Below are 25,182 nucleotides of genomic sequence, written 5' to 3'. Positions count from 1 at the left end.
GAACATCATCAAGTTAAACTTAAAGAGATTATATCGTTTATGAATAAGTTAAATGTAAGTAAAAAGGATACCTATCCTACCCCAAAATTGGTTAATAGTTCTAAAATTATATTAGCAACAGTTTTTTTAATGAATATGTCAACAGCAAATGCAGCTATTTCATTAGATCGTACTCGAGCAATCATTAATGGCAATGATAAATCTATTAGCTTAAATATTAGTAATGAAAATAAAACATTACCTTATCTTGCTCAAGGCTGGATTGAAAATGTACAGGGTGAAAAAATTAATGAGCCATTCACCGTATTACCTCCGGTTCAACGTGTTGAACCTGGTGATAAAAGCCAAATAAGAATTCAACCATTAGCTAACGTAGCAAAATTACCACAAGATATTGAATCAGTATATTATTTTAATTTACGTGAGATTCCACCGAGAAGTGATAAAGCAAATACTTTACAACTTGCATTACAAACGCGAATAAAGCTTTTTTATAGACCAACATCTATCATTCCAACTAAGAATGATATCGATAATCCATGGCAAGAAAAATTAGTTTTAAAACAGCAAGGGGGTAAATATATTGCATTTAATCCAACGCCTTATTATATAACCATTATTGATGCGGCAACAAAAATTAAAGGGGATACGGTAAAAGGCTTCGAGCCGATTATGATCGCTCCTAAAAATAGCCAGCCATTAGGTGTCGATGTTGCTACATTAGGCAATACCCCAGTACTAACATATATCAATGACTATGGTGGCCGCCCTAATCTTAGTTTTAACTGCCAAGCAAATGAATGCAAGGTATCTCCAAGTAATAAATAATCTATTTATTAAATAGTAATAGAGGAAGGTATGAGTAAAAAAGTGAGTTATAGAGCTCCTTTAATAGGGATTATTTTCAGTACACTTGCCTTTCAGACATTAGCTACTGATATTGGCAAATTTGATAATTGGGATGTTGATGGTGCCAATGGTGTTTTACAGGTTAAGGGGATGCTTACCGAAAGTGCATGTAGGTTAGCCATGCAATCTGCATTCCAAACAGTAGATTTGGGCACAAATAGTTCTTCAGCATTTAAATTTCTAGGGCATAAAGGCACTCCTATTCCTTTCAATATTCAATTAGAAGATTGTTTAAGGAGTGAAAGCCGCAATCACGATCAACAAGGTAACATAACTTGGAGCTCTGACATGCCTGCCGTAAGAATTCGTTTTCTTGCTGTATCAGATAATACGGATAGCAAATTAATAAAAGTAAATGGTGCTGAAGGCATTGCTCTTGAGTTAAATGATGAAAATTTTAAAAAAATTAAACCGGGTTTTTTTACGAGATCAAAACTATTATCAATGGGCAGTAATAAATTAACCTATTACATTACTCCGGTGAGAATCAATAGTCATTTTAATGCGGGTAGCTATCAAGCAAATATAAGATTCCAATTAGTCTATGACTAGGATTAAAATATGAAACCATCATATCAATACTTATTATTTAAATCGCAGGTTTTTATTAGCATTATTTCCATATTAATATGTTTTAATACAGCCAGTGCTTCAATGGCTTCTATTGGCCTAACGATTACGGTCATAGAACCCCCTAATTGTAGTTTTGTAGAAGGAAGTACATTAAATATTGATTTTGGTGATGTCCAGCAAGATTTAATCGATGGGTCATCATATAAAAAAACGAATATTAACTACAATTTACAATGCACAAATTTATCTACTAATTTATTAAAAATGAAATTGAGTTGGAATAACTTTAGAGTTAATGGTGTTGATGCAATAAAAACGAATAGAGATAACCTTGGTATCGCCATTTATCAAGATAATAATATAGTATCCAACAATTCAAATATTCATTTTATATATGGTGCCATGCCATCTATTTATGCCGTCCCCATAAAACCTAATGGTTCAATGTTGAGCGATGCAGGGAATTTCAGTGCCGAAATGATTATGAAAATTGAATATCAATAAATTAAGAGCCAATATGAAAATTAAATTTTTATATACATTACTAGTTTTTAGTACTTTTTCTTATTCCGCCTCACTAACTGTAGGGTTTAATGGGAATCTAATTTTCACACCTCCTGAGTGTATTTTAAATAACAGTCAAAAGTCAATGGTTCATTTTGGCGATATTTTATTAAGCAGGATTGATGGAGTAAATTATAAGCATACATTAACTTTTGAGTTAACTTGTACTAATTTAGCCATGAATAACCTAGCGTTAAGTATTCAAGGTGATCCTAGTAACTTTAATAATGGCATTCTTAAGACCAGTAATCCAAAGCTAGGATTAAGCTTCTATATTAATGGCATAAAACAAGATATTAATAAAAAAATAAATTTTAACTATTTAGAGTTACCATCATTAGAAGTTTCTCCAGTAAAAAATACAAACTCAAGTTTTGATGATACTGATGGTGGAGATTTCACTGCACTTGCAACACTTAATGTGGATTATCAATAATGAAAAAAAACTCAACCAATAATAAAGTTCAGTATCAGATATGTTGTTTTCTTTTGATATTCTTAGCAAATATAGCTTATGCTAATTGGGGATTTGATGGTTCGTTAATTATACCGCCAAAATGCCGATTAAGTCACAGCGATCCTATCAAAGTTTCATTTGGTAAAGTCGGTGTTAATAAGGTTGATGGAATACACTATAAGAAAAAAATTCCTTATGAACTTATTTGCGATGGCGATCTAACACAACCTTGGAATATATCTTTAACATTATCTGGCGCAACCGCAGGGACAGGCTTTGATGATGCAACACTGCAAGTTAAATCTGATCAAAATGGAAATAATGTAGGCATCCAGATTCAAAAAGATGGGCAACCTATCGCTTTAAATAAAGCATTTGTAATTGATCAAGAGACATTACCCACTTTATCCGCTGTTATTGTCAAAAAAGCAGGAACTAAACTGGTTGGAGATACATTCAATGCTATTGCGACATTAACCGTTTCATTTCAATAGGAATAATAATGTTCTCGATAATAAAATTTTATATCTTGTTATTTTTAACTGTGTTTATATGTCATTCGTTACCATCGATAGCCGAAACAATTAATTTTGATGGTATCTTTGTCGAAGATGCTTGCGATTTATACCCCGGAGATGAACTAATTACATTAGACTTTGGGACAATTGCAGATAAATATCTTTATTTGAATAGCCGTACTTTAAGTGAATCATTTAGTATTCGATTAATTAATTGCGATTTATCTTTAGGTCGCGAAATTAATGCTTCATTTAATGGAAATGAAAACTCGTTTTTATCTGGTTATCTTGCATTAGACCCAGTAAGCCACGCTAATGGTATTGCAATTGGTTTAGAAACAGATACCGGAAAAAAAATCGATATAAACACAAAAGATCACACACAGAAATTGTCAGCTGGTAATAACGAAATAAGACTTAAAGCCTTTATTCAAGGAGAGCCTTCTGCATTGACAAATAAAACAATTTCATATGGAACCTTTATATCAACGTTAACATTCTTTCTAGAATACAACTGAATATATAAAATCTGCATTGAATTATAGGTATTCGAAAATGAAAATTTTAGTATTAAGTAGCAATTATAACGCCATAGTAATAAAGGTATTTTTTATTACTATATTAACCTTCATTTACAACATGAATGCATATTCTATAAGTTGGGGGTCATTTATCCAAAGAAATGGTAATGATGTCACTATTCAGTGGGGATGGCAGAATGAAGATAGCAATAGTATCATTTGTTATAATCCCTCCGGTTGTATTGTAACGGTTGGTCCCTATGATTATCGAGGTTCTAGTGCAGACTCAAAAACGTTTGGTGGTATAAATCTACCCTATGGCATGCAGCAAAAAGTCATCATCCGCAATAATGGGACAGCAATTGATGCTTTTAATGCTTGGAGGCTACAATATGGAACGGCTAATACACAAACTCTTGCTACAATGTGGGGAAATTATCCAAATACAGATTTCGCTTCAGTTTGTTATGGATTCCAAGTTTTTCAAATATCAACCTGGGGGACATCTTATGGCACTTTATTACCTAATGCAGGCTGTGGGGTAGTACCTCCATCAAACACTTCTTGTAATTTTAGCTTCCCTACTAGTATTGATCTGGGTTCCTCTGTCAGTGGCCAAAATGGCTCTTGGTCTGGAGAGGCTACAGGCGCTTTTACCTGCACTGATATTGTTGATGTAAGGGCTAGTTTACTAGCTACTCCCTATTTAAGTAATCTTCCGGTTGATATTTCAGTAAACCAAACTACTCTAGATAGTAATAATAAACTGGTTGCTCGAGGGCAAATGGCGTCACTTAATTTTAAGGCAGCCACAGCAGGTAAGTTCACATCAGCAGGCAAGTTTAACGCTAATGCAGTTATTTTGTTTTCTTTCAATTAGCAAACACATTACTAATATGAATGTTAAATAAATAAAGTACAGTAAGAATCGCTAATAATAACTTTATTAACTGATAGTTACCTATAAAAGCGGAGCAGTTCCTATACCGTAATGCCCCAATAGTGTAAGAGGGCTAGTCCCCCCTCTTACACTTGCCCTTTATACTCTTCTTGTGAAACCAAATGTACCCTTATATATCGCTGATAACGTGCTGGCTTTAATTTAGTTAAATCCACCAGCACCAAGCCGTCGATGCAATCGTTAAACGCGGGGTCTGTACCGAAATCCATAAACTGTACGCCGCCGGGTTCGCATAATTCGGTATATTGCTTATAAAGCGTTGGAATCGAACAGCCAATGTTATTGAGTAAGCTTTTCAATTTAACCAAATCTTCATGGTAATTGTCCCCTGAAAATTGGGCTAATACCTGTGGCAAAGAAGCCGGGTACGGCTGATGTGACTGTGCAATGCTGTGTGGTGCTGAAAAATAGAGCCGATAAAAAGTAATCAGTAAGTCACGCGCCGCAATCGGCATTGAGCCAGAAATAGATACAGGACCAAAAAGATAACGATAGTGTGGATATTTTGCCAAATACGCGCCAATACCTAACCATAAGTAATCTAAACCCCGTTTTCCCCAATATTTGGGCTGAATAAAACTCCGACCAAGCTCAATACCTTGCGCTAATATTGGCATCATGGCTTGGTCATAGTGAAATAAGCTAGAGCTATAAATACCCTCAAGGCCTTTGGTCTCAATTTGCTTTTTAGTCGGTATAAACCGATAAGCGCCAACAATATCAAGTTCGCTTTCATCCCATAAAACCAGATGATAATAATCGTCATCATAGCTGTCTAAATCACGGCGCTTACCTGAACCTTCCCCTACAGCACGAAATGCAATTTCGCGTAATCGGCCAATTTCTCGTAAGATCGGTGACCTTACCTCTTGGTTTCGGTGATAAAGGTAAATCGCTTTCCCATCAGGAGAAGTTCCTAGCCGCTCACAGGCCACTAACGCTTTTTTTAATTCAATTCTATCTTCTGGTAAAGCAATTGGCGATTCACTGATAAATAGCCCTTCCTTACCTTTACCCAACAAATAGACATGGCGGCGAAAGCGCCCTGCTAACTCATGAGCCGCCGTATGACCATCATGCCAATGAATAAATGGGATACTGCCACCAATACGAATTTTTAATCTTTTTCCTCGCTGCTTAAACATTTCCCTGACTAACATTAAAGTAGATAATGGCTTGTAAACCAGCGAAGTTAAGTAAAATAAATGGCTATTACGCCCTTGAATATGGATGGGAACGATAGAGGCTCTAGCCTTTGCGGCTAAACGCAAAAAACCTGTACGCCAGTGGCCATCACGAACCCCTTTGCGACCAAATCGAGAAACTTCCCCCGCAGGAAACACAATTAATGCCCCTTGTTTATCCAAATGCTGTTGCATGGCTTCAACTTGTTGTCGACTGGTTCGGTTATTCATATTATCCACTGAAATAAATAAGCTTTTTAGTGGTTCTATATAATTGAGAAACTGATTTGCCACTATTTTTACATCAGGACGAACGGCAGCAACCACACGTAATAATGCAAGGCCATCGAGTGAACCTATCGGATGGTTAGCAACTAAGACAACAGGTCCTTGAGTCGGAATATTTTCTAAGTCACCCTCAACCATTTCACAAGAAATATCAAAGAACTCCATGATTTGTTCAATAAGATCCAAGCCCTTTAAGTGCGGATAATCTTGAGCAAATTGGTGAAATTCCTGTTCAAACAAAAGCTTTTTTAATAAGCGACGTTTCCATTTGCCTGGTGTTTGATGAGGAAAAATATCGTGCAGCAGGGTATCGACACTAAACATAATGCTATCTCCTAACTGAGTTACGACGAACTTAAGTCAGATTCATAACAACAATATGTTTATTTTATGACAAAATGGTGAAAGCACAAAAATGATGATGTAGATCATTACTTTTTATTTGCCAATATTATGGTTATCTAAAATCAATAATTTTCAGGAATATTGTTTTCTTAAATAATTTATATTTTACTTATTTTGTAATATGCATTTAGTCCACAACAATTAAAAAGGTAAAAACTAAACTTTTCGATTAGTTTCACTCAATTTATTTTAATAATTAAGAAGTTATCATTTATAAATATCCACCAATTAAATTGAACTAAAAATCTATTGCAGTAAGATTAATTTGAAACAATATCCTTTAAATTCAATCTAATAAAATTTAATCATCAGCTTGTTTTTTAACTATTATTTCATTGATAGGTAAATCTTATTTAAACAATCGCTTAAACCGATGGCCATCATTGATAAAAATCAAGAACTTCTCGGACTTATTTATCCATCATAGTCCGGCTGTAGAATTATATTAATTAAAAAATATTTAAATATATTTGACCGCAATCTTTCAAGGATAGTGTAATGAAAAAACTTACTCGCATTACGGTCGCTGTCATATTTTTGCTTTTACTCGGTTATTTTGGATTATCTGGATATGTGTGGTATCACGATAATCAACGAAGAGAAAATAATGACATTCAGACATCTAAAATTGCAGAAAATAATCAAGTCCTCCAATTCTTTGCCGAAAAGGGATGCGATTACTGTCACACACCGTCAACTGATTTACCTGCCTATGCATCATTCCCCATTGCTAAGCAACTGATGGAATACGATATTCAGCTAGGTTATAAGTCATTCAACCTTGAGGCAGCTCGCGCTGCACTCATCGCAGGAGAACCTGTACCACAAAGTGAATTAAATAAAATTGAGTGGGTTATGCAGAACCACACCATGCCTCCAACACGTTATGTTGCACTTCATTGGGCCAGTAGTGTCAGTGATGAAGAACGTAATAACCTATTGAATTGGATAGCTAAACAGCGGGAAGAGCACTATGCCAGCCAAGATACCGCCGCTGAACATCGCAACGAACCAATTCAACCAATTCCAAAATCACTGGATGTTGATGATGCAAAAGTCGCATTAGGTTTCCGCTTGTATCATGATGCGCGCCTGTCAGGGGATAGCACGATTTCTTGTGCGCACTGCCACGCACTCAATGCAGGTGGTGTTGATGGCCGTAAAACATCAATTGGTGTTGGTGGCGCAGTAGGCCCAATCAATGCGCCAACGGTATTTAACTCTGTATTTAATGTCGAGCAATTTTGGGATGGTAGAGCACCTGATTTACAAGCCCAAGCTGGTGGTCCACCATTAAATCCTATCGAAATGGCATCAAAGTCATGGGATGAAATCATTGAAAAATTGGATAAAGACCCTGTCTTAAAACAAGATTTTAATGCGGTTTACCCAGAAGGTTTTACGGGTGACACCATCACCGATGCGATTGCAGAGTTCGAAAAAACCTTAATCACTCCAGACTCTCCGTTTGATAATTGGTTAAGAGGTGACAAAACTGCATTAACCGCACAGCAGCTCCATGGTTATCAGTTATTTAAAGAGAACAAATGTGCAACCTGCCATGGTGGCGTGATCTTAGGTGGTCGTTCCTTCGAACCTCTGGGCCTGAAAAAAGACTATGAGTTCGGTGAAATCACTGCTCAAGATATTGGTCGTATGAATGTCACCTCTGATGAGCGCGATAAGTTACGCCAAAAAGTCCCAACACTACGTAATGTCGAGCTAACCGCACCGTATTTCCACCGCGGCGATGTAGCAACCTTAGATGAAGCAGTGAAACTGATGCTGCGTTATCAAGTGGGTAAAGAACTGCCACAAAAAGATGTCGATGATATTGTTGCCTTCCTTAAGAGTTTAACAGGGGTATATACACCCTATGTGCAACAAAGTGAGTCACAACAGTAAATATCAATAGCTGATTGATATAAAAAACCAATAGCACCACCCTACTTGGGGGTGCTATTTTTATTTATAATGTATCTTTGTAAAACACCACTTTCTCTAATATAGGTAAAGTTAACTGTTGTTGATATCCATCCAATGTTTCTTTTGCCAATATTGCTAATGCACGGTAAAAATCGCTGTTAGCCGAATCTATCAATACTTCGAGAAAATGTGCCGACCAAGGTAATAGATGCCAAGCGAGTAACTCTTCTAAATCAGCTCTGCGATTTTGCTCAGCGAGCCAAGCCGCTAACATCAAGATCAGCCCAAAGTGGTCTTCTGGCTCTTTTTGTGTCGTTACGGGTTCAACACCTTTGGCTCGCATCCATTGGCGCAGCTCAACGGTTGAATCACCAAAAACAATTCTTTCTTTGTCTAGCCAGACTGAGCCCCAAGGAGGCGCGGGTAAAGCATAAGGCCCGATAAACAAGCGCTGCCATGCTTCACTGAGGGGTTTATTCTCCTGAGCACTGGGTTGCAAAAGCTGGCTAATTTTCGCTAAAGAAGGTAAGGCAAATGGCCATTCTTCATGCCAAGTCGGCTCCTGAAGAATCGTGATAATCTCTGCGTTATTTTCATTTTCTGGTGAGAAATAAAATAAGGACCCCAGAACTCGCCCTGTCACTGCGACGTGTTCAAGAAAGCGTGCTTCTTGCATATTTGATTGTCTCTGAAGTTATCAGCGCAGGGAAACCATCTCCTGCGCTGAAAGGTTTACCAATTAAGCCACAGCCATGCCGACTGTCATGTGTAAACCATAGAATAGCCCACGACCGATAAATTCACCAATCAGTACCAGCACGGTACCAAGAAGTAAACTCAATACCGAAGGCTGATTTTGTCGCACAACAGGCAAAATCCATAGCAGCAACCCGAAACTGGTCACCACTAAACGTATCACTTGTAAAACACCAAAATCAGGGACTAAATCCACTGCTTTTTGTACAGAAGTGGCAATTAGCGCAATTTCTCCGCTTTGCAGTAGTACCGACGCGATAGTCACAATATAAGCCACGATACTAATCGCCGCTAATTTACCACTATTAAACGGAAATTTAGCCACTCGTAATAGCAAAGTGCCTAAAATTGGTCCGACAACAAACAGGGTCATAAAGAAGCCGATAGTGGTATGTGGTGTGTTCCATGTTGGCACCGTGCTTATCATATAAACTCGTGTCATTGCCCAAACAAATAACAGCCCCATCAACATGGTGATGATTAACCACACTTTATCTAACCCTGTTGGCATCTTTTTCATTGCAGATAACAGCCACCATAAGCCGCCCAAAGCAAAGAAAATGGAGCCAAACAACACTTCGTTACTTAATGATGACGCAAATACTCTGTTCATCGAGTTAAATGCACGCATCGGTGAGCCCATATGCATCATCGATGCCAAAAATCCTAAGCCCATCAATACCCATAACGCAAACATTGCGTTCACAATGCGCTGTTTTTGTGGCTTATCATCTGTCGATAACCATGCAAGCCCTGTCACAATCACGCCACCTGCAATACTTTGGCCTAATACCGTAAATAAAATCAGCGGCCATTCGTGTAATCCATTGCCCATGTTATACCTCCCGAGGATTGGCTAAATGGCCTGTCGTATCATTGACAGGGCGACTATTGGCATTGGGTTTAATGACAATATTGGGCTTGGTATAGTGCGCTTCTGGTAGTGGCGCAATCTCTGCCAAATTGCCATGTTTCTCACGTAACTCATCAATAGGACCAAAGTCTAATGCACGCAGTGGACAAGACTCGGCACAAATCGGTTTTTTACCGACGGCAACACGTTCATAGCAACCATCGCACTTGGTCATATGCCCTTTTTCGCTATCAAATTGCGGCGCACCGTATGGGCAGGCCATATGGCAATAGCGGCAGCCGATACACACACTTTCATCCACAACGACAAAGCCATCTTCACGTTTATGCATCGCGCCACTTGGGCACACTTTCACACAAGCAGGGTCTTCACAGTGGTTACATGAAATCGACAAATAATAACTAAATACGTTTTGATGCCACACACCGTTATCTTCTTGCCAATCTCCCCCCGCATATTCATAAATGCGCCTAAAATTCACCGCAGGAGATAAATTTTTGTAGTCCTTACACGCTAATTCACAAGTTTTACATCCCGTGCACCGTGCAGAATCAATATAAAAACCATATTGTGTTGTCATGATTTATCCCCCTATACCCTTGCCACTTCAACCAAATTACTGTGTTGCGGATTACCTTTCGCTAACGGTGACGGGCGTTGAGTCGTCAGGACGTTTAGGCTACCACCATGGTCCACCTTGTTTTCATCAGGCGCGTACCAAGCCCCTTCCCCCATTGCAACAACCCCTGGGATGATGCGTGGAGTCACTTTGGCAGCGATCTGCACTTCCCCTCTATCGTTGTAAATACGCACTATGTCACCATCTTTAATATTGCGACGTTTTGCATCAATAGGGTTGATCCACATCTCTTGTAAACAAGCAGCCTTAAGCACATCAATGTTGCCGTAAGTGGAGTGAACGCGCGATTTATAGTGGAAGCCACTCAATTGCAGTGGATATTTTTCGGTGAGCTTATCATCATGGCTTTCAAAGCCTGGGGAATACATTGGGAGTGCTGATATCAAATCACCTTCCGCTAGCGTCCATGTTTTCGCGATATCCGCTAATTGTGATGAATAGATCTCAATCTTTCCTGACGGGGTATTTAATGGGTTCGCAATTGGGTCTTCGCGGAAAGCTTTGTGTGCCACGACATGCCCTTGTGGGTTCATTTTTTTGTAAATCCCTTGCTGCTGGAATGTCTCAAAATCAGGTAGCTCAGGTAACTTTTGTCGTGAAATTTCATACAAATGGCGTAGCCACTCTTCTTGGGTTCGCCCTTCGGTAAATTTCTCTTCAACCCCCATACGGCGTGCGATTTGTGTACACATTTCATACACCGTTTTGCTCTCAAAACGTGGTTCAATGGCTTGGCTGGCGAAAATCACATAGCCCATATTACTAGCGGCACCATCCAAGCAAAAATCCATTTGTTCAGACGCGGTACAATCTGGCAGGACTAAATCCGCATATTTCGCTGAAGCCGTCATATGGTTATCAATCACTACTATCATTTCGCATTTTTTATCATCCTGAAGAATGTCATGCGTTTTATTAATATCAGAGTGTTGATTGATTAAACTGTTGCTGGCGTAGTTCCAAATAAACTTAATCGGAACATCCAGTTTATCTTTACCTCTTACCCCATCATGAGTTGCAGTCATTTCAGGGCCGCGCTCTATCGCATCAGTCCATAAAAATACGGAAATACTTGCTTTGACTGGATTTTCTAATGTTGGCATCCGCTCAAATGGAATATCATAGTTCCCTTCACGAGCCCCCGTATTTCCCCCACTTATACCAACATTACCGGTTAAAATCGGTAACATCGCAATCGCACGTGCGGTTTGCTCGCCGTTCGAATGGCGTTGTGGCCCCCAACCTTGGCTAATATAAGCAGGTTTTGCGGAACCGATTTCACGTGCTAATTTGATGATTTTATCAGCAGGAATACCGGTGATTTGCGCAGCCCATTGTGGTGTTTTTTCTACACCGTCATCCCCTTGCCCTAAAATATATGCCTTGTAGTGGCTATTTTTCGGAACATCTGCGGGTAGCGTTTTCTCATCATAACCCACGCAATATTGGTCTAAGAAGGGTTGATCAACCATATCTTCAGTGATCAACACATGGGCGATCCCTGCCACTAATGCAGCATCTGTTCCGGGGCGGATCGGGATCCACTCATCTTCTCGTCCAGCAGCAGTATCGGTATAACGCGGGTCGATCACTATCATTCTTGCATTAGAACGCTCACGCGCTTGCTCTAATTGATAAGTGATCCCACCACCGCTCATACGGGTTTCGGCAGGATTGTTTCCGAACAGAACCACCAACTTGGAGTTTTCGATATCGGAAACACTATTACCCGCCCCGCTACCATAGGTATAAGGCATCGCACAGCTGATTTGTGCTGTACTATAGGTACCGTAATGGTTTAAATAGCCGCCCATGCAGTTCATCAAACGGGCGATAGGTGAATTCGCTGGCGGCCATGAACGTGCGACTGTGCCACCTAATGTGCCAGTTCCATAGTTCAAATACACAGCTTCATTGCCATAATCGGCAATAATCCGTTTTAGATTATCGCTGATTAAATCGTAGGCTTCATCCCAACTAATTTGTTTGAATTTACCTTCACCACGTGCCCCAACGCGCAACATCGGGTATTTCAAGCGGTCAGGGTTATAGACACGACGGCGCATTGAGCGCCCACGTAGACAGGCCTTAACTTGGTGCTTATTTCCGTAAACATCATCGCCGGTGTTGTCGGTTTCGACATATTTTATTTCACCATCAACAATATGCATACGCAGTGGGCAGCGACTCCCACAGTTAACGGTACATGCGCTCCAAACTATTTTTTCTTCAGGTATGGCTGTTTTGGGTGTGATTTCACTGGTATCAGCAATACTATTAAAAGGTAAACTTAGCGCTCCACTTGCAAGTGCGAGTCCCCCGACGGTACTGGTTTGCATTAGCTTCCTGCGGCTGATCTCCGATTGGAGTACTCCCTCAGATAATGCTTTACTCATATCTGCCTCACTTAACATTGCTTCAAAGTTTTAAAATGGCTTTTTTGAAATTTATTTTTATCTTTAATTTATTTATCGACTTCCAATTACCATTCTATAACCGAGGCACCGTGAGGTATTGTGCACGATCAATAATCCAATATAAATTGTGTGGTTTTAATGCGTTATATCGAGTCATTCAAGCCAGATTAAAATTAATATAATTATTTTTAATGTTTAATAATGAATTAAATTGAAATAAATATAATTCCATTCTTCTTTAACTTGAGTTTACTGTTTTTCATTTATTTCCGAGTCTCAATTCATAAAAATCCCCTTAAACGAAAATCGACTAAGACGTTTAAGGGGAAATATAAAATATAAATTATCGAGTGAATATTTGTTCTGCTAACAGCACTTAAAACGGGCAATTACGCCGTTAATCCACCATCTAAGACCAATGTTTGACCTGTTAGGTACTGGCTGCTATTGCCAATCAAAAATTCAACTAGCTCTGCCACTTCTTGGGGTTGCCCTAAGCGGCGTAACGGGATGTTTTGGCACATAGCTTTTAATTTAGCTTCAGGCATTGCACGGGTCATATCACTATCAATAAGCCCCGGAGCAATACAATTCACACGTAACCCAAAACGCCCGACTTCATGAGCCAATGAACGCGTCAACCCCATCATCGCTGATTTACTCGCCGCATAAGCTGTTTGGCCAATATTGCCTTTTAACCCAGTAATTGATGACATCAATACGATTGAGCCGCTCCCCGCCATCAACATTGCAGGTAATAATTTACGGTGCCAATTCATCACGGAAATGACGTTATTCTCTAGCACATCTCGCCAGATTTCAGCATCTTGATGAATATGTAAGGCGTCCCTAGTGATACCCGCATTATGAATAATAGCCGTAGGAGCCCCAAATTGTTCCAATAACGAGCTAGAAAGCGCGTCAACTTGTGCTTCATTCTTACCATCACACGGGGATCCTTTCACCCATGTATCTAAATTGGGGTTTTCAAGATTCGCTTGTGTTTCATTAACGCCATCAACGCTACGCCCAGTAAAAACCACATTCCAGTGGCGTCGCAATTCACTAACTAGTGCGAGCCCAATTCCCCGGCTTCCTCCCGTCACGAGTATCCATTGATTATTTGCCATTTTAAGATTTCGACTCCTTATCAATATGTTCACACAGCGCTTTCATCGAAATTTCTGGATGTTCTAGGAAAAATTCCGCATCTAAAGCAACATTAAAGTCACGTTTAACAAGCACCATAAGTTCAACATAATCTAAGCTATCGAACTCTAACTGGACTAAAGTCATCTCCGCATTCAACTCTTCTGCTTCTAAATCTTTTGCATCACAGATCATGTCACTAATTTTGATATAAATTTCTTGATATTGGCTCATTTGTTTTATCCTTGCATTCTTATTGAGTTATTGAATTAACTTTCAATGTTATTGAATTATTTATTATTTTTTCTCTGTAGCGGGCGGCGATACTAATACTCACTAATCGACCACTCTCACTATCCGCGATCACTAAGGCCGGCAAAATACGTAGGTAAATAGGCTCAGGAGAGGTGATAGGAGCCCATTTCGTTAGAAGTTCACGGTCAAACACCACCTCTTGGTGGGTTTGTACGATAGGATAACGGCAAAAAATATCTTTCAATGTTGAGCCGACCGGCAACCATTGTGCGATCTCTTGTTGTTCAAATAACGAGCTATCATGAATTAAGTACCAGAACAAAACTGCGTCAATAAACTGCCATTCATACATTTCGTTGGAAAACTGAGAAAATATTGACTGCAATTTCACCATCTCTGCGGTCGAAATCATTATTTCATTCGCGATTTCATGTAATACCGGTGGAGGGGTGAGTGACAATTGGCAAGTTAAGCAGTTTTGTTGCTCATCAGAAGAGAGTAAAGCCACCGATCCCGCTTTATTTCGTGCAACTAATTGATAATCTTTATCGTTCCATAGCGGATTGCGTAACCGCACGACACATTTGATAAACTCAGAGTCGATAACCTCTTGTGAAGCCAATAATGGGTGATTTAATGACTCACTCGCGAATTGTTTCACATCGAGTAGTGCACGCATGCCATGCACACTCAGTTGATCTCCGCCCTTCGCTTTGACCCATTCAAGGTCGAAATGAATCGGGTTATCATCACCAGAAAATGATGCCCACTGTTTTGCATCCTCAAGGGTATAACGTAACGTTCTCATAACGCTTTCTCTAAAATCAGCGCCGCGTTTGCCCCACCGAAGCCAAAACTCAGGTTTAGTGCACGCTTAACTTCACCAATACGGTGTTCGTTAGGAATATAATCGAGGTCACATTGCGGGTCCGGGTGATGTAAGTTAGCGGTTGCGGGCATCACGCCATGCGCCATCGCTTGCAAGCAAATAATGGTTTCAAAGCTACCAGCAGCGGCGATTAAATGTCCGGTATAGGATTTCGTACTGGATATTGGGACTTGGTAAGCTGCCGCACCTAATGCCTTTTTCAATGATTCTGTTTCATTTAAGTCATTAAGAGCTGTTGAGGTCCCATGGGCATTGATATAATCGAGAGATTCAGGAGCGGCTCCCGCTTGTTGTAAAGCCATTTCAATAGTTTTCACCCGAGCAACACAATCTTCTGCTGGTGATGTAAAATCAAAAGCATCAGAAAAATTTGCATACCCCGTAATCTCGCCCAAAATTGTGGCCCCACGAGAAATAGCGCTCTCACGCTCTTCTAAACACAACACGGCCGCACCTTCAGAAAGGACAAAACCACTACGATCTGCGCTAAATGGGCAACTGGCACGAGTCGAGTCTTCCTCTTCACGTGTTAAAGCTCCAAGAACATCGATATTCCATACAGCACAATCTGTCCGCAAGGACTCCCCTGCACCAGCGAGCATCATATCGGCTCGTCCATGACGAATCGCTTCAAAAGCATCACCAATCGCAATAGTGCCTGTCGCACAAGCCGCGATGGTCGTGTTTTGATATCCACGCAGGTTCCAAAACTGGCTGCAAGCCGCCGTTGTCACATTTGGCATTGCATAAAAACAGTTGAAAGGCGAGGTCATCCCTGTCGCTTCGAATTCACTGACTGACATATAACTTTCATCAAGCCCTGCCCATCCTGTTCCCATAATGACACCGCACATCAGTGGGTCATAAAAATCAGTTAATGGCGTGCCTGCGAAGGCCATATCCATGGCTTCTCGCGCTGCCCCCAAGGCTAAACGCGTATGGCGTGGTAAACGACGACGAATAGCCGCAGGAACCCCTTTTAAGCTGGGTTCATTATCAATAAGCCCTAAAAAATGGCTGTGGATATTTTGTGCAGTTTTATCAACGTAACGATAACCGAGCTTTTTATCCATAATCGCTTGCCAACATGCTGAAGCCGTATCCCCCAAAGGAGTGACAGCCCCATAACCTGTGACAACAACGCGCTTAAAGTGAGATTTTTGGTTCATAATGGGTTGTCCTCCTGTTGGGCGCTACCGCCACCTTGTGCTAACCAAAGCTGTAGCGTTGCATAAAGATAATCGTATTGATTTTGAGCTAATGAATTTTCAATAGTTAAAAGGTCATCTTGCGCATTAAGCAGTGTTTGATAATCCACGGCACCTGCTCGGTAACGGCTGCTGGTTAGCTTTAGCCGCTGCTGGCTAAGTGATAATGACTGTTGTAATTGCTGACGAATTTCATCCGCAGCAAAACGGGCTTCCATCGCATTATCGACTTCTGACAAGGCGGTATAAGCCGCACTACGAAATGCCACTGCAGCTTGTTGCACTTGTAAGTCGGATTGTTCAATGGTCAATTTCACCGTATTCCACTGAATAAATGGCAAAGAAATCGAACCCCCAACAACACGTGTCGGGTCACTAAACCATTGAGAAAACAGCTGGCTACCCGCATTAAGCGCACCTTGCAAAGACAGTGTCGGGTAGAAGCTCAATTTAGCAGCGTCAGAATCAGCAAGCGCGGAACGTAAACGTGACTCGGCAGCTTGAATATCCGGCCGCTGTGCTAATACGGCCAACGGTGTCGCGTTAAGAATTTCAATCCGTTGATTTCGATTAAGTGCGGTGAGCTCACGCACATGTTGCTCTGCAGGGCGGTTTAACAATAGCGCTAATGCATTACGGGAACTATCACGTTCTTTAATGAGCCGTCGTAATTCATTTTTTCGACTAATCACCGTTTGCTGTGATTGTAAGAAATCCAGCTGACTAACTTTTCCTGCCAAATACCATGACTTAATTTGCTGCTGACTTTTTTCTGCAATCTTTTGGCTCGCTATCAGGTTATCAATCTGTTGATTTAACAGTGCAATATTCCAATATAATTGTGCAGTCGTATTAATAACCACTAATGCTGTTGCATGATAATCCTGTTCGGTTGCTATTGCTTCCCACTCATTCTTTTCACGAATACGTGCCAGTTTTCCCCATAAATCGATTTCATAATTTAAGGTTAGATTTGAGCTATAACTCTCTTGGGGGGAGGTTCCATGACGTATAGATTTTGTATTACTTGCTGAGCCCCCAAGGGAGAAATCTGGGGTTATATTGGTATTTGCTAACCCGGCCGTACTTCGCGCCAGCTTTAATTTAATTGCCGCTGTGGCTAAATCATTATTATTTTCTAATACCTGATTGATCAGTTGGGATAGCTGAGGATCTTTAAAGTTATCCCACCAATTTTCAGTTAGGTTCAATGCCTGAGCTGATGTCATCACGTCATTTGCACCGGATTGGCGTATTTTATCATCCCACTGCTGTGGCAAAGTGAGCTCAGGGCGTTGGTATTCCGTACGCGTAAAACTGCCGCAACCATTTAGCAAAAATAAAGCAGAAATAATATAAAGTGATTTGATATTCATTCGCGTGCCAATGCCTCCGTTGGGTTGAGTTTGGCAGCCCGACGAGCAGGAAAATAACCAAAAACCAAACCAATTAGAGCGGAGAAACCGCACGCTAATAAAACGGGGAACAGGGTAAATACCATCGTAAATTCAGTGGTGAAATAAGAGAAAACCCACCCCGCTAACCATGCACCGACAATACCAATTAACCCGCCAAGCGAACAAATCATCACGGCTTCTATCAAAAATTGGTTCATAATATCTTGAGGACGCGCTCCGACGGAAAGGCGGATCCCGATTTCATGAGTTCGTTCCGTCACAGAAACCAACATGATATTCATCACCCCAACGCCCCCAACCAATAAGGAAATAGCGGCAATCGAAGTGATCAGTAATGACATTGAGTCGGATGTTTTTTGTAATGCATTTGCGAGCTGGTCATCCGACTCAATAAAAAAGTCCTTTTTACCATGTTCGCGTAATAACAAACGCTCAACCTGTAATTCAGCTTGTTGAGAAGTTAAGTTTTCAGGGAAGCGCAACGAAATAAATTCAATGGGTTTGTCCCCGACCACACGTTGCTGTAACGATGAGTAAGGTACCCACCCCATAACAAAGCCGCTCGACATTTTGGGCCCCGGTTTACGGGCAATACCAATAATTCGCCATGGTGAATGACCAATCTGCACAATTTGCCCTAACGGCTCTTCTTCTGGCTGAAAAAGTACCTCTCGGCTTCCTTCATCCAACACAATAACGGGTTCGCTGTCTGCCATATCGAGCGTACTGAAGAAACTGCCATGTAAAAGCTGAAACCCTTGTGCCGCAAAATACTCTTCTGAAACGCCATTAAGCATGATGGAGTTATCCAAGCCTTTATTAACGACCATCGTCATGCTGCTCGCGACGGGGGAAACAGACTCAATCCATGGCAACTGCTTTAGACTTTTAACATCATTTAACGATAATGCACGCTCCATATCAGGCCGCTTAGCCCCCCACCCAGTACCAGGGCGAATTTCCAGAGTCGTGCTGCCAAGCTTCCCAATTTCATCCATGATGGAGCGTCTTGCCCCTTCCCCCACGGCCATTGATGACACCACAGAAGAAATACCGATGATAATTCCCAACATCGACAAAAATGCACGCATGCGATGACCGAGTAAGGCCCGCCATGCCATACGAATAGACTCAATAATATTGCGCCACACCGATGCACGGCCATTATCTTCAACAGAAGGAAGCTGGTTCCGTTGTTTTGTGTCTGTCTGAGCTTGGTTCTGCTTATCAGAAACAATTTTTCCATCACTAATTTCAATAATTCGCTGAGTTTGCTGAGCGATATTTTTATCGTGGGTCACAATCACAACAGTGTGACCATCGAGATGAAGTTGATGTAAAATATCCATCAATGCGTGGCCACTAGCGCTATCTAATGCCCCTGTAGGTTCATCCGCAAGAATGATTTGCGCACCATTAACCAAGGCGCGGCAGACACTGACACGCTGCTGTTGCCCACCAGATAATTGATAAGGTTTGTGATCCAAGCGCGTTTGTAACCCTAACTTTTCTGCTAATAAAGCAACTCGAGCGCTCCGCTCATCTTCTGGCATCGCCGTATATAAAGCTGGGATCGCAATATTTTCTTCTGCAGTCAGGTAAGGCATTAGGTGATAACGCTGAAAAATAAACCCAAGATATTGGCTACGTAATTCTGCCAACTGATCGCTATTCACCTCATGAACCGCAATCCCATTGATCAACACTTCTCCTTGAGAAGGCTTATCTAAACAACCAATGATGTTCATCAGAGTCGATTTACCTGAACCTGATGCGCCAATGATAGCGACCATTTCCCCTTGGTTAATTGATAGCGAAATATCATTCAAAACAGGAATAGTTTGCGTACCGGCTGAAAACTCACGGTAAACATGATGAAGTTCAATCAGAGGACGGGTAAAAGATACATTTCGTGTCGTCGCCATCATTAACTCGCCACATTATCTGATTGAATAACAACTTGTTCGCCCTCGCTAATGCCCTCAAGTACTTCGACGAAATGGCGATCATTAATCCCCACTTTGATGGTGCGAGTTTCCGGTTTTTCATTGTTGATCACGGTCACTTCATATTGGTTTGCACCTACAGCTCGCCCCAGAGCACTAACGGGGAGTCGTAAAGCATCTTTCGCTTGTGCAACACGAATAAATACTTGCGCTGTCATTGATGTCTTTAATGCACGATCGGCGTTATCAACCTCGAACGTTCCGTTGTAATAAATTGCACTGTTCTGTTGCCCCCCAGAATTATTATTACTTTCATCAAGTGCTTCGGGGGGAATGGGTTGAACATATCCCATCGTACTTTCGTAGTGCGTTTCAGGGTCCGCAATCACATAGAATGTGAGGGGTTGGCCTGGGTGGATTTTTTGAATATCTGCTTCCGAGATTCGTGTCTGAACCTGCATTTTATCTAGGTTCGCCAACACTAAAATGGTCGGTGCCGTCTGTGAAGAAACGATGGTTTGCCCTTCGTTCGCCACAATACCCAGTACTTCGCCACTAATCGGCGCGATGATTCGTGTAAAATTGAGGTTAGCTTGTGCAGTTTGTACATCCATTTCTGATTGTGTGATTAACGCCTCATTGACATTAACCTGCTGTAATTGCGCCTCATATTGTGCTTGCGCTTGTTCATATTCACTGCGAATACCAGAACCATCTCGCTGCATCACTACCTGACGCCGATAGGCTTTGATGTACTGTATTAAAGTTGCTTCCGCAGCCCGTTTTTGCGCCTGAGCACTGGATAACCGGGCGGTTGCATTTTTGAGCTCAGACTGCTGGATAGTTGGGTCGATTTCTGCTAATAACTCCCCTTTAACCACTTTGTCGCCTTGTTTTACATATAATTTTCTGATTTGCCCGTTAACCTGAGCACCTACGTTAACTTGCATTGAGGGCTTTAATGTCCCCGTTACCATGACGACTTTTTCAATATCGCCACGTTCCACCGATAAAATTACGTTTTCATGCAATGCTGGGGCGGGTGATTGCCACACAAAACGACCGATCACCACGACCAGCACAAGCAATGCCACTAACCCACCTAAAGTGCGTAATCGTTGGGTCGTTAAACCCAATTTTGGTGCTACATGGCGGGAGGTCATAAGGAAGTTCCTTCCATTGCCGCTAACAAAGAAGGTTCAGATTGAGGCGTGCCTGCTGTGACACAAGGGGCTTTATTGGTGCTGTTCTCAAGACTTAATTCCCCATCCACGATTCGGTAAAGTGCATCGAAATTAGCCGCCAACTCTTCACTGTGAGTGACAACAATCAATGTTTTACCTGTTTTCTGGCAATGTGACTGAATGGTTGCCATGACTATTTTCGCCGTTTCTTCATCCAAATTGGCGGTGGGCTCATCCAATAACAAAATAGGGCGGGCACTGTACAACGAACGAGCCAATAACAAACGTTGACGTTGCCCAAGTGACAGCGCCGCATGGCTTTCTCTTATTAACGCATTAACCCCACCAGGTAATTGAGTAATCACTGCGCCGAGTGCCAATTTATCAAGCAGCACTTCGACTCTTTTTTTATCTTTTTCGCGGAAGTTAGGGTCAAATAGCGTAATGTTATCTAAGACGGTCGCATTAAATAAAATATCTTCTTGGCTTTGCAAGCAAACCAATTGCGTAAGCTGCTGCACACTGACGGCTTCACCATTGGATTCGCATACTCCTTGCTGTGGGCTGAATAAACCCGCAATGGTACGTAATAACGTGCTTTTTCCTGCCCCTGACTCCCCAACAATGGCAACCTGCGTGCCTGAAGGTAAGTCTAATGACACATTATTTAAAATCGGTTTTGCAGGGTCATAACTGAAATGGATCCCCTTGAAAGATAAGTGTGGTGCTTTTCCTTGTACTGAGGTTTGTTTTTCGTGGAATGGTGCGGTGTCCTGCTCGCTTTTCTTAGGGAATAAAGAATGGGCGCGTGTATCAATAATATGCAGTTGCGACTTATGTATAATCGCATAAAAAATACGCGTCACATAATTGGTAAAGATTTGACGCAAGAAACTATAAGCAAAGAAATCCCCCAACGAAATTAACTCATTGGCCACCATGGGTAAAACCACCAACATAAAAATGACCATCTCCAAACTACCAGTTAATTGATAGATGCCATCTTTAATTTGTTGATACACATTTCTGCGTTGTATACAGGTAAACAATTCACGGCTTAGCCATGCAAATTGCGCCTTACGCTGATTTTCTATCCCTGCTGTTTTTATGGTCAGAATGCCTTGCAGCGTCTCCATAAAAAAGTCATTTAATTCTGCCGATTTTAGCTGTAACTGCTGGGTATACCACCGATCACGAATAATCGCCCATACACTAATTAAGCCCATCACGGTAACACCCACAGCTGAAATAGCCGCTAATACGGGAGCAATCCAAAACATGGTACCTAATGCTATCGCACAAATAACCCAATCCGTTCGTAGCCCGTTATCCAGCTCAATTTTTTCGGTTAATGCCCCCTGACAAGCGACAAAACGGCTAAAAACATCCCCGGGTGCGCGTTTTTCAAAAAATCGCAATGGATTACTCAATAAACGAGAGAAACCAACCCCACTTTTAATCAACACAAAGTGTTTTACGAATCTCTCACTCAGCATTCTCACACCAAGGGCTAATAGTGTTGCAACCACAAAGGCAACAATAAACCAGCCATAAGGGAAAATGGCATTTTTGGCGTCGGAAAAGGCTTGGTTGATTGCATTGCTCACCATGGCTGGCATTAAAAATAGCGTTAAAGAAACCAAAAAAGCGAATATCATCAACCAATAAACACCGCGAATCTCTGAGGTTTCTTTCAGGCTCATTGCATGAGGGGCTTTTTTCCCTGCCCCATCATTTTTGTCTTCCGGTGCTAATGATTCAATTTTTTCCAGCGCGGTATCCGGTTCTAAAATTAATGCATAACCGCTGATTTCCGCTTTTAATGCAGAGAAAGGTAGCCACTGCTGCCCAATTGCAGGGTTCATCACACACACGTTATTTCCCTTGCGATAAGCAAGCAGCACAAAATGGCTTGCTCCGTAATGTAAAATAGCGGGAAGTGGTAAACTATTGAGCTCTTGGTGCTCAAATAACACCGGTGTCGTCGCAATACCGTAATTGGCTAAAATGGACGAAAGGTCAATCAAAGAAGTTCCATGATCCGATGCTGGATAGACCTCTCGCAGAGTTTCAAGAGAAACGTTGAGACCTTGGGTTTGTGCTAACATCGCAATACATGCTAAGCCACATTCATTGGTTTCTTCTTGAGAAACAAAATTTGGAATAATATTTTTCATTATTATTTAATGGCTAATAAAATAAAGTGAATGGCTATGCCATAAAAGCCAATCATTGGGATAATGACGAACCGCATTTTCAATGATGGCTGGCATTTGAGTTGCAACGTCTTTTGCTGCAACAGGCGGATAAACTTTGATTTGTAAACCGTTTTGGTAGTACAGATGATAAAAAACTACCTGTGCCGAAATCGCACTAGACAAACGCACGACACCATTGTGTAGCTTTGCTGCACGGTTAAATAAATGGCACGATAATTTGCTCGACGCCCCTTCCTCTGTTTGAACCGTGTAATCAGGGGTAATATCAGGGAAAACAATCATATTTTTTTGCCCTGCCGCCGTTTCTGTCATCGCAGTCATTAATTGGCTAGCTAATACTTTATTTCCCTGATGAATAGAACAATAAGATAAATTCACCTGGCCTAACTCACGTGCCGAAGCGTTATACTTTTGCTGCTCTGCGCTCGACGAAACCACCACCGTCGCATTCCCAGGAGTCACCCCCGCCCCAACCATGGTGGCTAAAACATCAGAAACCATATGCAACGGAGCAAGTACAACGGGTTTATTTTGTTGGTGTAAGGGCGCAACGACGCTATCAAGTTCAAGTGTACAAACTCGAACTTGCGCCATGATTTTTTGGTTTTGTCCCCATGTGGCTGCCTCTTCCAAAATGAAGCGTCGAACGGCTATCCAGCCCATATTAATATGCCCTTTCGTTTCCATTAAACTACGAAAGTTTTCCGTGGCGACTTTATTCCGATTACGATATTGACGACCTAATAAACCTACACGACATAATAAATTAGAAACAAATAATACCGATGTGATATAGCCTCGGCGCAATAACAACCGTAAAAAGGCAAGTCCACTATGATTGAGTTTTTGATATCCTTTTTTAAACGGCATCAAACAGTTTTTCGCTGTAAATACCGTCCAGACAATGAAAAACCGGATCACCGTAACTCCTTATTACTTTTATCTAATAACTCAAGCATATAGGCAGTAAAGTCTGCAAAATCACGGTCTTGGTAAACAACATAGCGTTTATTGATAATAAAGGCAGGTGTTCCAGTAATTTGATAAAATTTGCTAATTTCAAGCATATTTTTTAGACGTTCTTGAACGGCTTGGCTTTCACTGGTTTTTAGGTATTGGGTTGAATCAATATTATGCCGTTTTAACCATTGGTTTAAGACATCTTTATTAGCTAAATCAAGCTTATCGTTGATAACGGCAGTATAAAGATCCTGACGTAATTGAGATTCCACCCCCATCTCTTCCAATGTCGCAAAAATAGGCGCATAGGCAGCCAGCCCCATATTATTATCCATGGCTAAATGAACGACTTTAAAGTTGACATTCTCAGGGAGTGTTTTTTCGAATTGGCTGACATTGTCATGATTTACTGCACAATAATGGCAACCATAAGAAAGGACTTCTATGATGCTATTATTTTCTTTTATTGGACTCAACAGAACTTGTTCACTATTAAATTCAATAAAAGAAGAGCCTTGTGCATCATCATTTGAGAAAGTATTAAAAACAAAAATATGATAGAACAAAACCGTCATGAGTGAAGAAGCAATAATAACAAATAGAGTATAAAGTGTGATAGTTATTGGTTTAAAACGAGTATTCATAACAGTTAATTCCATTCAGGTACGAAAAATACATGGGGATAACTCCCCATGTATCAATTAATAAAAATTAAATTTAATACTATGGAGCTGTTACATCACAGTTTGATGCACCAACAGCTTTCGCTTTGTATGTTTTGTTACCGTGCTTATCAGTACAAGTCGTTACTAATTGGCAAGATTTAACACCACCAACAGTGATGCTCTCGTAAGAATCAGTACAAACTTGTTTTGTTCCACCAACTACAGCAGCAGCTTCGATAGCATTTAACTTTTTCATGTTATTTCCTTTAATATAGATTTTAATTAATAAAACGCCC

Annotated in this window: 24 protein-coding genes; 8 read left to right on the top strand and 16 right to left on the bottom strand. The window is 41.0% G+C overall.

Going from position 1 to position 25,182, the window contains the following annotated elements; genetic code table 11:
* Positions 1 to 39: 39 nt before the first annotated feature.
* From SJ312_RS18985 to SJ312_RS18955, 7 genes are read left to right on the top strand one after another with little or no spacing between them, the layout of a single operon-like run.
* Positions 40 to 828: a fimbria/pilus periplasmic chaperone gene (locus SJ312_RS18985; RefSeq protein WP_110591124.1), complete on the top strand. Its 789-nt coding sequence runs from the start codon at positions 40 to 42 to the stop codon at positions 826 to 828.
* 30 nt (positions 829 to 858) lie between these two features.
* Entirely contained in the window at positions 859 to 1,461 is a 603-nt protein-coding gene (locus SJ312_RS18980; RefSeq protein WP_319868201.1) for a fimbrial protein, read from the top strand.
* Positions 1,462 to 1,470: 9 nt separating this feature from the next.
* On the top strand, positions 1,471 to 1,986 hold the full coding sequence (locus tag SJ312_RS18975) for a fimbrial protein (RefSeq protein WP_036958069.1): 516 nt from the start codon (positions 1,471 to 1,473) through the stop codon (positions 1,984 to 1,986).
* A gap of 13 nt (positions 1,987 to 1,999) precedes the next feature.
* Positions 2,000 to 2,482, top strand: coding sequence for a fimbrial protein (locus SJ312_RS18970; RefSeq protein WP_262411019.1), 483 nt, complete (start codon positions 2,000 to 2,002; stop codon positions 2,480 to 2,482).
* The gene (locus SJ312_RS18965; RefSeq protein ID WP_004259426.1) at positions 2,482 to 2,997 is read left to right on the top strand and encodes a fimbrial protein; all 516 of its coding nucleotides are present in this window, start codon (positions 2,482 to 2,484) and stop codon (positions 2,995 to 2,997) included. Before SJ312_RS18970 ends, SJ312_RS18965 begins: the two co-directional genes overlap by 1 nt.
* A gap of 8 nt (positions 2,998 to 3,005) precedes the next feature.
* Complete coding sequence (locus SJ312_RS18960) at positions 3,006 to 3,539, top strand: fimbrial protein (RefSeq protein WP_319868199.1); 534 nt, start codon at positions 3,006 to 3,008, stop codon at positions 3,537 to 3,539.
* Between the two features lie 37 nt (positions 3,540 to 3,576).
* The gene (locus SJ312_RS18955) at positions 3,577 to 4,422 is read left to right on the top strand and encodes a hypothetical protein (RefSeq protein ID WP_136134258.1); all 846 of its coding nucleotides are present in this window, start codon (positions 3,577 to 3,579) and stop codon (positions 4,420 to 4,422) included.
* A 146-nt stretch (positions 4,423 to 4,568) separates the two neighbouring features.
* Here the strand turns inward: SJ312_RS18955 and SJ312_RS18950 are convergent, their stop codons facing one another.
* Positions 4,569 to 6,299, bottom strand: a complete 1,731-nt coding sequence (locus SJ312_RS18950; RefSeq protein WP_319868197.1) for a lysophospholipid acyltransferase family protein — start codon at positions 6,297 to 6,299, stop codon at positions 4,569 to 4,571.
* Positions 6,300 to 6,878: 579 nt separating this feature from the next.
* Here SJ312_RS18950 and SJ312_RS18945 point away from each other — a divergent pair.
* Positions 6,879 to 8,285 carry a cytochrome-c peroxidase gene (locus tag SJ312_RS18945; RefSeq protein ID WP_004259445.1) on the top strand — a complete coding sequence of 469 codons (1,407 nt, stop codon included), beginning with the start codon at positions 6,879 to 6,881 and terminating at the stop codon, positions 8,283 to 8,285.
* Between the two features lie 64 nt (positions 8,286 to 8,349).
* On the opposite strand, the gene dmsD is transcribed toward SJ312_RS18945, so the two are convergent.
* The 15 genes from dmsD to SJ312_RS18870 all read right to left on the bottom strand — a co-directional run bounded on the left by dmsD (position 8,350) and on the right by SJ312_RS18870 (position 25,142).
* Entirely contained in the window at positions 8,350 to 8,982 is a 633-nt protein-coding gene (gene dmsD, locus SJ312_RS18940; RefSeq protein WP_110591118.1) for a Tat proofreading chaperone DmsD, read from the bottom strand.
* Between the two features lie 63 nt (positions 8,983 to 9,045).
* Complete coding sequence (locus SJ312_RS18935; RefSeq protein ID WP_110591117.1) at positions 9,046 to 9,897, bottom strand: DmsC/YnfH family molybdoenzyme membrane anchor subunit; 852 nt, start codon at positions 9,895 to 9,897, stop codon at positions 9,046 to 9,048.
* Between the two features lies 1 nt (position 9,898).
* Positions 9,899 to 10,516, bottom strand: a complete 618-nt coding sequence (locus SJ312_RS18930; protein ID WP_004259506.1) for a DMSO/selenate family reductase complex B subunit — start codon at positions 10,514 to 10,516, stop codon at positions 9,899 to 9,901.
* Positions 10,517 to 10,527: 11 nt separating this feature from the next.
* Positions 10,528 to 12,972 carry a DMSO/selenate family reductase complex A subunit gene (locus SJ312_RS18925; RefSeq protein WP_110592557.1) on the bottom strand — a complete coding sequence of 815 codons (2,445 nt, stop codon included), beginning with the start codon at positions 12,970 to 12,972 and terminating at the stop codon, positions 10,528 to 10,530.
* A 410-nt stretch (positions 12,973 to 13,382) separates the two neighbouring features.
* Positions 13,383 to 14,123, bottom strand: a complete 741-nt coding sequence (locus SJ312_RS18920) for an SDR family NAD(P)-dependent oxidoreductase (protein WP_004259521.1) — start codon at positions 14,121 to 14,123, stop codon at positions 13,383 to 13,385.
* Position 14,124: 1 nt separating this feature from the next.
* A complete protein-coding gene (locus SJ312_RS18915) occupies positions 14,125 to 14,376 on the bottom strand; it encodes an acyl carrier protein (protein WP_319868195.1) in 252 nt (83 codons plus the stop codon).
* 19 nt (positions 14,377 to 14,395) lie between these two features.
* On the bottom strand, positions 14,396 to 15,205 hold the full coding sequence (locus tag SJ312_RS18910; RefSeq protein ID WP_094962372.1) for a MaoC family dehydratase: 810 nt from the start codon (positions 15,203 to 15,205) through the stop codon (positions 14,396 to 14,398).
* Positions 15,202 to 16,455 (bottom strand): beta-ketoacyl-[acyl-carrier-protein] synthase family protein, encoded by a 1,254-nt coding sequence (locus SJ312_RS18905; protein WP_272574953.1) that lies wholly within the window; start codon positions 16,453 to 16,455, stop codon positions 15,202 to 15,204. The genes SJ312_RS18910 and SJ312_RS18905 overlap by 4 nt, the downstream gene beginning before the upstream one ends.
* Positions 16,452 to 17,864 (bottom strand): efflux transporter outer membrane subunit, encoded by a 1,413-nt coding sequence (locus tag SJ312_RS18900; protein WP_110592556.1) that lies wholly within the window; start codon positions 17,862 to 17,864, stop codon positions 16,452 to 16,454. The genes SJ312_RS18905 and SJ312_RS18900 overlap by 4 nt, the downstream gene beginning before the upstream one ends.
* A gap of 2 nt (positions 17,865 to 17,866) precedes the next feature.
* On the bottom strand, positions 17,867 to 19,840 hold the full coding sequence (locus SJ312_RS18895) for an ABC transporter permease (RefSeq protein WP_094962370.1): 1,974 nt from the start codon (positions 19,838 to 19,840) through the stop codon (positions 17,867 to 17,869).
* Entirely contained in the window at positions 19,840 to 21,021 is a 1,182-nt protein-coding gene (locus SJ312_RS18890) for an efflux RND transporter periplasmic adaptor subunit (protein WP_004259542.1), read from the bottom strand. Before SJ312_RS18890 ends, SJ312_RS18895 begins: the two co-directional genes overlap by 1 nt.
* Positions 21,018 to 23,219 carry a peptidase domain-containing ABC transporter gene (locus SJ312_RS18885; protein WP_319868194.1) on the bottom strand — a complete coding sequence of 734 codons (2,202 nt, stop codon included), beginning with the start codon at positions 23,217 to 23,219 and terminating at the stop codon, positions 21,018 to 21,020. The genes SJ312_RS18890 and SJ312_RS18885 overlap by 4 nt, the downstream gene beginning before the upstream one ends.
* A 6-nt stretch (positions 23,220 to 23,225) precedes the next feature.
* Positions 23,226 to 24,182 (bottom strand): ABC transporter, encoded by a 957-nt coding sequence (locus SJ312_RS18880; RefSeq protein ID WP_036958073.1) that lies wholly within the window; start codon positions 24,180 to 24,182, stop codon positions 23,226 to 23,228.
* Positions 24,179 to 24,865 carry a thiol:disulfide interchange protein DsbA/DsbL gene (locus SJ312_RS18875; protein WP_036958248.1) on the bottom strand — a complete coding sequence of 229 codons (687 nt, stop codon included), beginning with the start codon at positions 24,863 to 24,865 and terminating at the stop codon, positions 24,179 to 24,181. Before SJ312_RS18875 ends, SJ312_RS18880 begins: the two co-directional genes overlap by 4 nt.
* 79 nt (positions 24,866 to 24,944) lie before the next feature.
* Entirely contained in the window at positions 24,945 to 25,142 is a 198-nt protein-coding gene (locus SJ312_RS18870) for a DUF4762 family protein (protein WP_004259555.1), read from the bottom strand.
* Positions 25,143 to 25,182: the final 40 nt, after the last annotated feature.

It is taken from the genome of Providencia sp. CIM-Carb-044, assembly GCF_033901115.1.
Classification (GTDB): domain Bacteria; phylum Pseudomonadota; class Gammaproteobacteria; order Enterobacterales; family Enterobacteriaceae; genus Providencia; species Providencia hangzhouensis.
The sequence above is the reverse complement of the archived record's forward strand: the minus strand, read 5'-3'. Positions and strand labels throughout refer to the sequence as shown.

Excerpts from the sequence above, each read along its gene's own strand:
- SJ312_RS18985 (WP_110591124.1), top strand. The coding sequence starts at position 40 with ATGAATAAGTTAAATGTAAGTAAAAAGGATACCTATCCTACCCCAAAA.
- SJ312_RS18980 (WP_319868201.1), top strand. The coding sequence starts at position 859 with ATGAGTAAAAAAGTGAGTTATAGAGCTCCTTTAATAGGGATTATTTTC.
- SJ312_RS18975 (WP_036958069.1), top strand. The coding sequence starts at position 1,471 with ATGAAACCATCATATCAATACTTATTATTTAAATCGCAGGTTTTTATT.
- SJ312_RS18970 (WP_262411019.1), top strand. The coding sequence starts at position 2,000 with ATGAAAATTAAATTTTTATATACATTACTAGTTTTTAGTACTTTTTCT.
- SJ312_RS18965 (WP_004259426.1), top strand. The coding sequence starts at position 2,482 with ATGAAAAAAAACTCAACCAATAATAAAGTTCAGTATCAGATATGTTGT.
- SJ312_RS18960 (WP_319868199.1), top strand. The coding sequence starts at position 3,006 with ATGTTCTCGATAATAAAATTTTATATCTTGTTATTTTTAACTGTGTTT.
- SJ312_RS18955 (WP_136134258.1), top strand. The coding sequence starts at position 3,577 with ATGAAAATTTTAGTATTAAGTAGCAATTATAACGCCATAGTAATAAAG.
- SJ312_RS18950 (WP_319868197.1), bottom strand. The coding sequence starts at position 6,299 with ATGTTTAGTGTCGATACCCTGCTGCACGATATTTTTCCTCATCAAACA.
- SJ312_RS18945 (WP_004259445.1), top strand. The coding sequence starts at position 6,879 with ATGAAAAAACTTACTCGCATTACGGTCGCTGTCATATTTTTGCTTTTA.
- dmsD (WP_110591118.1), bottom strand. The coding sequence starts at position 8,982 with ATGCAAGAAGCACGCTTTCTTGAACACGTCGCAGTGACAGGGCGAGTT.
- SJ312_RS18935 (WP_110591117.1), bottom strand. The coding sequence starts at position 9,897 with ATGGGCAATGGATTACACGAATGGCCGCTGATTTTATTTACGGTATTA.
- SJ312_RS18930 (WP_004259506.1), bottom strand. The coding sequence starts at position 10,516 with ATGACAACACAATATGGTTTTTATATTGATTCTGCACGGTGCACGGGA.
- SJ312_RS18925 (WP_110592557.1), bottom strand. The coding sequence starts at position 12,972 with ATGAGTAAAGCATTATCTGAGGGAGTACTCCAATCGGAGATCAGCCGC.
- SJ312_RS18920 (WP_004259521.1), bottom strand. The coding sequence starts at position 14,123 with ATGGCAAATAATCAATGGATACTCGTGACGGGAGGAAGCCGGGGAATT.
- SJ312_RS18915 (WP_319868195.1), bottom strand. The coding sequence starts at position 14,376 with ATGAGCCAATATCAAGAAATTTATATCAAAATTAGTGACATGATCTGT.
- SJ312_RS18910 (WP_094962372.1), bottom strand. The coding sequence starts at position 15,205 with ATGAGAACGTTACGTTATACCCTTGAGGATGCAAAACAGTGGGCATCA.
- SJ312_RS18905 (WP_272574953.1), bottom strand. The coding sequence starts at position 16,455 with ATGAACCAAAAATCTCACTTTAAGCGCGTTGTTGTCACAGGTTATGGG.
- SJ312_RS18895 (WP_094962370.1), bottom strand. The coding sequence starts at position 19,840 with ATGATGGCGACGACACGAAATGTATCTTTTACCCGTCCTCTGATTGAA.
- SJ312_RS18890 (WP_004259542.1), bottom strand. The coding sequence starts at position 21,021 with ATGACCTCCCGCCATGTAGCACCAAAATTGGGTTTAACGACCCAACGA.
- SJ312_RS18885 (WP_319868194.1), bottom strand. The coding sequence starts at position 23,219 with ATGAAAAATATTATTCCAAATTTTGTTTCTCAAGAAGAAACCAATGAA.
- SJ312_RS18875 (WP_036958248.1), bottom strand. The coding sequence starts at position 24,865 with ATGAATACTCGTTTTAAACCAATAACTATCACACTTTATACTCTATTT.
- SJ312_RS18870 (WP_004259555.1), bottom strand. The coding sequence starts at position 25,142 with ATGAAAAAGTTAAATGCTATCGAAGCTGCTGCTGTAGTTGGTGGAACA.